This is a genomic window from Adlercreutzia rubneri, assembly GCF_009755265.1.
Taxonomy (GTDB): Bacteria; Actinomycetota; Coriobacteriia; order Coriobacteriales; family Eggerthellaceae; genus Adlercreutzia; species Adlercreutzia rubneri.
The window spans coordinates 1-789 of the sequence record NZ_WPOO01000052.1 but is presented as its reverse complement, the minus strand read 5'-3'; the positions used below and the strand labels follow the sequence as shown (position 1 = coordinate 789).

The 789-nt window shown below is 59.6% G+C and carries 1 protein-coding gene; it reads left to right on the top strand.

The genetic code is table 11. The annotated features are described in order from the left end of the window. The first annotated feature begins 157 nt into the window (after nt 1-157). Nucleotides 158-616 carry an IS200/IS605 family transposase gene (gene tnpA / locus GO707_RS11840; protein WP_114540653.1) on the top strand — a complete coding sequence of 153 codons (459 nt, stop codon included), beginning with the start codon at nt 158-160 and terminating at the stop codon, nt 614-616. Nucleotides 617-789: the final 173 nt, after the last annotated feature.

Below are 789 nucleotides of genomic sequence, written 5' to 3'. Positions count from 1 at the left end.
TTCAGGCTCGTGAGCCTGCACGGCGCGCGAAGCGCGGCGGGCAAAAAACCACCCGCTATGCGGGTGCGCGTCGAAGGCTCCGCCCTTGCGTCAAAACGCCGCCAGTCGGGATACGATACGGGTGTTCAAGTCGTATCAGCCCGGAAAGGCGGCCGTTTTGGCAAACAAGGCACACAGCCTGTCGCACACGAAGTGGATGTGCAAGTACCACATCGTGTTCACACCGAAGTATAGGCGCAAACTGATATACAGCCAATACAGGGATTCGCTGGGCGAGATATTCCGCAACCTGTGCAGGTACAAGGGGGTGGAGATAATCGAGGGGCACCTGATGCCCGACCACGTCCACATGCTGGTCAGCATACCTCCCAAGATCAGCGTGTCCAGCTTCATGGGCTACCTCAAGGGCAAGAGCGCGCTCATGATGTTCGACAAGCACGCCAACCTCAAGTACAAGTTCGGCAACAGGCACTTCTGGTCCGAGGGCTACTACGTGTCGACCGTCGGCCTGAACGAGGCGACGATAGCGAAGTACATCAGGGAGCAGGAGGCCCACGACATCGCGCTGGACAAGTTGAGCGTCAAGGAGTACGAGGACCCGTTCAAGAGGAAGTAGGGGAGCCCCTTTAGGGGCTGCCCGGTAGTACGAGGGCCGCTTTGTGCGGCCCGCGAGAGACAAGGGCGGTACGGCTTGAACGAAGTGAGAGGCAGCGCCTTTAGACGCTGCCGGCCCCCCTCGGCCTTATAGGCCCAGAGCAAACCACCCCTTTGAGGGGTGGTTCATGATTG